Below are 6,000 nucleotides of genomic sequence, written 5' to 3' on the forward strand. Positions count from 1 at the left end.
CGTCACGAGGATCACTGATCACTTGGCAATCGACACCGCATCGACCAGTTCGGCCACGGCGGTTTCGCTGTCATATTCGCCGTTGAAATGCGCCGTTACGACGTCATAAACCGCGTTCTTGACCGATGCGGGCGCCGCGTGGCCATGCGCCATCGAGCCGAACAGGTTGCCCGAAGCCGCAGCCGCAGCCAGATCTTTCATGCCCTGTTTACCACAATCGTCGAAATCCGCGTCGCTGACATCGGTCCGCGCCGGAACCGATCCCTTGACCACGTTGAACGCCGACTGGAACGAGGGTGACAGGATCGCGCTGGCCAGCGCCGCCTGCTCTGCCGAAACCGATCCACCCTGATCGAACATCATGAACTGGTCGGCGTTGAAGGTCACCTGATCTGCCGTTCCGGGGAAACGGAAGCACAGGAAATCCTGACCCGGCACTTTACCTGCGTTCAGGAACTCGCCCTTGGCCCAGTCGCCCATCATCTGGAAACCGGCTTCGCCATTGATGACCATCGCCGTCGCGAGGTTCCAGTCGCGGCCCGAGAAGTTCTCGTCAACATTGTCGCGGATAAAGGCCATGCGATCGAACGCCTCTTTCATGGCGTCTCCACCCAAAGTGCCCTCATCCAGATCAATAAAGGCGGCTTTATACCCGTCCGGGCCAAGCGTCGACATTGCCACGGCGTCAAAAACGGTCGCGTCCTGCCACGCCTGACCACCATGCGCGATCGGTGTCACACCCGCCGCTTTCAGCGCTTCAACAGCGGCAACGAACTCGTCCCAGTTGGTCGGCTGCGCGATACCGTTTGCGTCCAGCACCGATTTGTTCGCCCAAACCCAGTTGGTCGAATGCACATTGACCGGGGCGGAAACCCATTTGCCGTCAAATTTCGCGAAAGCCTTGAGCGCGTCCGGAACCACGTCGTCCCAGCCTTCCTTGGCCGCCACATCGTTCAGATCAGCCAGCGCACCCTGCGCGGCCCAGTCCTGAATATCGAACCCCAGCCCCTGAACGGCTGTGGGTGCGTTGCCTGCGGTGACACGCGCGCGCAGAACGGTCATTGCCTGCTCACCGCCGCCGCCGGCAACCGGCATATCCGTCCAGCCAACGCCCTGACCCGAAAGGTCGTCTTTCAAAACATTCAGCGCCGCGGCTTCACCGCCCGAGGTCCACCAGTGCAGAACCTCGACCTCTTCGGCATGCGCCAGGCTGGTCGTGCACAGCAGCCCTGCCACAATTACCGATTTCGTTTTCAAAAGTTTACGCATTGTTGTTTCCTCCCTAAATGCGATCTTTTTCTGGCGCTTATTGATGTTTGATGCGCCGTTCAGTCTTGCGACACCCATGGCGCACGGCTGTCGCCGATGCGCATGACCACGGATTTCACTTCGAAGAATTCCTCGAACCCATATCGTCCGATTTCCCGCCCCTGCCCGGATTGCTTGACCCCACCGAACGCAACTTCGGGGAATCCGTCCATCCAGGTGTTGGTCCAGACCGTTCCCGCTTCTGCGCGGCGGGCGAATTCAAGGCAGGTGTGGACGTTGGTACTCCAGACCCCAGCCGACAGACCGTAAACGCTATCATTGGTCAGAGCGACGGCTTCGTCCAGTGTTTTGAATGTCAGGACCGTCAGAACCGGGCCAAACACCTCATCCCGCGCAATCGGCATGTCCGGTTGAACATTGGTGACGATGGTAGGCTGGTAGAACTGATCGCCAAGCCCTTCGACCTGCAAAGGGTCACCGCCCATGGCAATCTCGGCACCGGCGGCCTGCGCGTCTTTGACATAGGCGTCGATCTTGGCGTTGTGTTCCGGCGTGACGATGGCACCGACCTGAGTTGTCGGGTCCATCGGATCACCGAACTTCACCTTGCGGGACATGTCTACGACCCGTTTGGTGAAGGCTTCGGCAATGTCCTCATGCACGATGATGCGGCTGCTCGAGTTACAGCATTGGCCGACATTGAAGTAGACCCCGAACACAACCGCATCCGCCGCCGACTCCAGATCTGCATCCGGGAAGATCACCTGCGGGTTCTTGCCGCCCAATTCCAGCGCCACTTTCTTGAGCGTATCCGAGGCCACCGAACTGATTGTCTTGCCAACTGCGGTCGAGCCGGTGAAGCTGACCATGTCCACCGCCTGATGCGTGGACAATACGCTGCCGACCGGCACACCATGGCCCAGCACAATGTTGCACACACCTGCAGGCAACCCGGCCTCGATCAACAACTCGCCCAGCATCAGGGTGGTGGAGGGGGTCATTTCTGAGGGTTTCACGACGACCGTGCATCCCGCCGCCAGTGCAAAGGGCAGTTTCTGACTGAGAATCCAGAACGGGAAGTTCCACGGGGTGATGATCGACACTACACCGATAGGTTCTTTCAGAACCAAACCCATCATGTCGGCGCCCAGCGTGTTGTGGCTGTCGCCATGGGTGCTACGCGCCAGTGACGCGGCATATCGCCAGAGGTCGGCCGCTCCACCGACCTCACCTCTGGACTGACTGATCGGCTTGCCGCTTTCCAGCGTTTCGATAACGGCGATCCGATCTACATTCTGTTCAATCAGGTCTGCGACCTTCAAAAGAACCGTGGCACGCTCCTTGCCCGACGCGCGGCTCCAAGTCCCGCTGTCGAACGCAGTGCGGGCGGCTTGAATTGCCGCCTCAGCTTCGGCCTCGCCCCCAAGGGCCGACCGGCTGACGATATGCCCGTGCGAGGGCGAGCGGCGTTCGAATGTCTCGCCCGACGCGCTGTCCTGCCAGGTCCCGTTGATCATGTGCCGCCCTTCGAACAGTGGCGGCAGGTCGAACGGGATGGCTGGGTTGATCGTCATATCTTTCATTACGTCACAGGCCCGAATATTGAGGGTTACGTTTTTCCATAAAGGCACTCACACCTTCGTCACGGTCCGCTGAGGCGGCTATGGCCGCGCTTCCAAGCGCTTCGACGGCCGCGTCCCGGTCTTCGCCTACAGCCGCGTGGATCATGTTCTTGGCGATTTCGGTGGCGCGGGGTGACAGGTCCGCCAGATCAGCAGCCAGTTCCAGCGCGCGGGCCAATACGTCTTCGGCCACTTCAGCGGCAAAACCCAGCGACACCGCGCGGTCTGACCCGATCCGACGTCCAAACAGGGCCATTTCCTTGACGGTGCCTTCGGGGATGAGCCGGGTCAGGCGTTGCGTGCCGGACCAGCCCGGAACAATTCCAACCCGCGCTTCCGGAAGGGCAAGTGTGGCGCGCGGAGTCATCAGGCGCAGATCGCAGCAGCTTGCCAGTTCCAGCCCACCACCAAAGGCGTGCCCGTTCATGGCTGCGATGGTCGGCTTGCCCAGTCGCGCCAACCGGTCAAAGATACGATGCCCATCCCGCACCCAATGGCGCGCGAATTCCGCCGGGCTAAGCCCGCCCCACGCCCCGATATCGGCCCCGCAACAGAACGCCTTTTCTCCGGCTCCGGTCAGGATCAGACAGCGGATTGCTGCATCCCGCTCAACCTCGCGCACGCGTTCTTCAAGCGCGTCCAGCATTTGGGTTGTCAAGGCGTTCAGCTTGGCGACATTATCCAAAGTGACAACCGCCGCGTGGCCCTGGATATCAAAGTCGATATTGCTCACAACTGCAGTCCCATCGGGCCTTCATGGAACAGAGAGGCCGGCATCAGCGTTGCGTTTTCAGCCACTGTCACGCGCCCACCCGAGGCGGCAACAATATCGCGCTGCGCGTCGATCCCCGGCATGATTTCAGTCGCAACCAGCCCCTCATCCGTCAGGCGGATCACGCAGCGTTCGGTTACATAGATCACTTCCTGCCCGGTTTCCCGTGCACGACGCCCCGAGAAGGTGACGTGCTCAACCTTGTCCACCATCTTGGTAAACTTGCCGGGCGCTGTGACCCGGATGCCGTCGCTTCCCAGATCAATCTTCGCCCCAGCCTCGAACCAGCCCGAGAACACGATCCGTTTGGCGCGCGCCGTGATATCCACGAAACCGCCGCACCCTGCTGTCAGATAGGGTTTCTTACCAAGCTTCGACACGTTCACATTGCCGTCCACATCGACCTCAAGGAACGAGAGAAACGACATGTCGAATCCGCCCCCCTGAAAATAGATGAACTGCTGCGGCGACGGCACAAAGGCATGTGCGTTCGACGCGCAGCCAAAAGCGAACCCCGTCAGGGGAACGCCGCCCACCGCACCCTGCTCAATCGCCCAGGTCACGGCTTTGGGGTGCCCTTCCTCCAGCAAGATCCGGGGGACCATGGCGCTGATGCCAAAACCCAGATTGGCGCTCATGCCCGAGCGCAGTTCCATCGCCGCGCGGCGCGCGATGACCTTTTCCACGCCGTGCTCAGCAAGCGAGAAACTGTCCCAAGGCCGCATGATCTGACCCGATATCGCGGGGTCATAGGGCGTTTCGGTGGTCTGTTTCTGGTCGGGATCTTCGACGATCAGGTCCACCAGATGCCCCGGAACACGAACATCATGAGGGCGCAGACTGCCTTCCGCAGTGACCCGCTGAACCTGAGCAATTACGATTCCGCCGTGATTGCGCGTACAAATGGCCTGCTCCAACCCACCCAGATACGCCCCTTCGTGTTCATAGGTCAGGTTTCCAAATTCATCTGCTGTGGTGGCCCGCAGGATGCAAACATTGGGAATTATGTTGGGAAAATGCAGCCAGGTCTGGCCGCTAAACTCGACGCGCGCGACGATCGGGGCCGCAGCCCCGCGCGCATTCATCGCGCATCCTTCACGGATCGGATCGACAAAAGTATCCAGTCCCACCTGCGTCAGCACACCGGGCCGATGCGCCGCCGCTTCGCGCTGCATGTCAAACATGATGCCGGACGGCACGTTGTAGGCCGCGACGCGGTCCTCAACGATCATTTTCCAGATCTCCGGCATCTCAAGGCTGGAGGGTCCCGAGGGATAGGACCCCGCCAAGACCCGTATCAGCAACCCGTCCTGCGCCAGATACTCCATCCCCTTCACACCGTACATATCGCCAGCCGCGATGGGGTGAAGCGAGGTGATATCGCGCGGATGGCCTTCCTGCTGAAACCGGTCGCCGATGGCTTTCAGTACCGCATCGGGACAGCCCAAGGCCGACGAGGATGAAACAGAGACAACAGCCCCATCAGGGACCACTTCGGCTGCTTGCCGCGCTGATACCAGTTTCTTCATGTCGACCTCCCGATTCCAGTGATTCACGGGTTTACTGGAACGATCCAATCGTTACTGGAACGATCCAAAACTTGCAACAAGAAAAACAAGCCCCGCGCTTGAACCCAGTCCGAGACCATCTTCAACCAAGGGAAGCACGCAGCAGATTCACGCGGCCCAAAGCCAAGGCACTGCCACCCTCGGCACTTCGAACAGCCTCATCGCTTAACGTCGGGTCGCCCCGTTGAACGCAATAAACCGTGTTGGCTCTTGTTTGGTTGCGTGCTATGAAGGGGATCGGTTGCTTTCTATTTATGCGTGTAAAATAACGTAAAGTAACTTTTTCATTTTGCGACTATTTCGTATCCCTCGCTCAACAAATAAACAGGGATCAGAAAAATTCACGTAAAATTCATTTTTAATCTTAAAGTTTTGAACTCCTAGGTTTAACACGAAACCAAGTAACTCCTCTCTGCGCTGTATTATTTTGCGCTGACTAAGTTTCAGGGTTTGTTTGTATGCTTGATTTTTCTCACACATCCCTTTTCCAGGGCAGCAAGACCCAAAAACCCTCTGCACGTTCGACCCCAACCGGGTTTTACGCGAGCATTGGAAAACGTGTTTTTGACATTTTCCTCGCCCTGCTTCTTCTGCCTGGCCTTGCACCCGTCATCTTTGTGCTTTGGTGTCTGGTTCGCCGCGATGGTGGGCCGGGGTTTTGAGCCTCCCCAACTGAACTGGTCCACCGTTATGTTTAGGAAACGGAGGACCACGAATGGCAAACAAGAGACCGAAGCCCGAAGAGATTGTCTCGAAGTTACGGCAGGTT

The 6,000-nt window shown here is 58.8% G+C and carries 4 protein-coding genes; all 4 read right to left on the reverse strand.

All coding sequences use genetic code 11. The features are described 5' to 3' along the window. Positions 1-18 precede the first annotated feature (18 nt). The 4 genes from ACR0MS_RS16310 to ACR0MS_RS16325 are packed head-to-tail and all read right to left on the reverse strand — an operon-like array spanning position 19 to position 5,192. Positions 19-1,269: an ABC transporter substrate-binding protein gene (locus tag ACR0MS_RS16310; protein ID WP_171125772.1), complete on the reverse strand. Its 1,251-nt coding sequence runs from the start codon at positions 1,267-1,269 to the stop codon at positions 19-21. 59 nt (positions 1,270-1,328) lie between these two features. Further along, complete coding sequence (locus ACR0MS_RS16315) at positions 1,329-2,852, reverse strand: aldehyde dehydrogenase family protein (protein WP_480575522.1); 1,524 nt, start codon at positions 2,850-2,852, stop codon at positions 1,329-1,331. Positions 2,853-2,856: 4 nt separating this feature from the next. Next, positions 2,857-3,624, reverse strand: coding sequence for an enoyl-CoA hydratase/isomerase family protein (locus ACR0MS_RS16320; RefSeq protein WP_480575525.1), 768 nt, complete (start codon positions 3,622-3,624; stop codon positions 2,857-2,859). Continuing rightward, positions 3,621-5,192 carry an acyl CoA:acetate/3-ketoacid CoA transferase gene (locus ACR0MS_RS16325; RefSeq protein ID WP_480575528.1) on the reverse strand — a complete coding sequence of 524 codons (1,572 nt, stop codon included), beginning with the start codon at positions 5,190-5,192 and terminating at the stop codon, positions 3,621-3,623. Before ACR0MS_RS16325 ends, ACR0MS_RS16320 begins: the two co-directional genes overlap by 4 nt. Between the last annotated feature and the right edge of the window lie 808 nt (positions 5,193-6,000).

Source organism: Ruegeria sp. CJ2, from assembly GCF_056536745.1.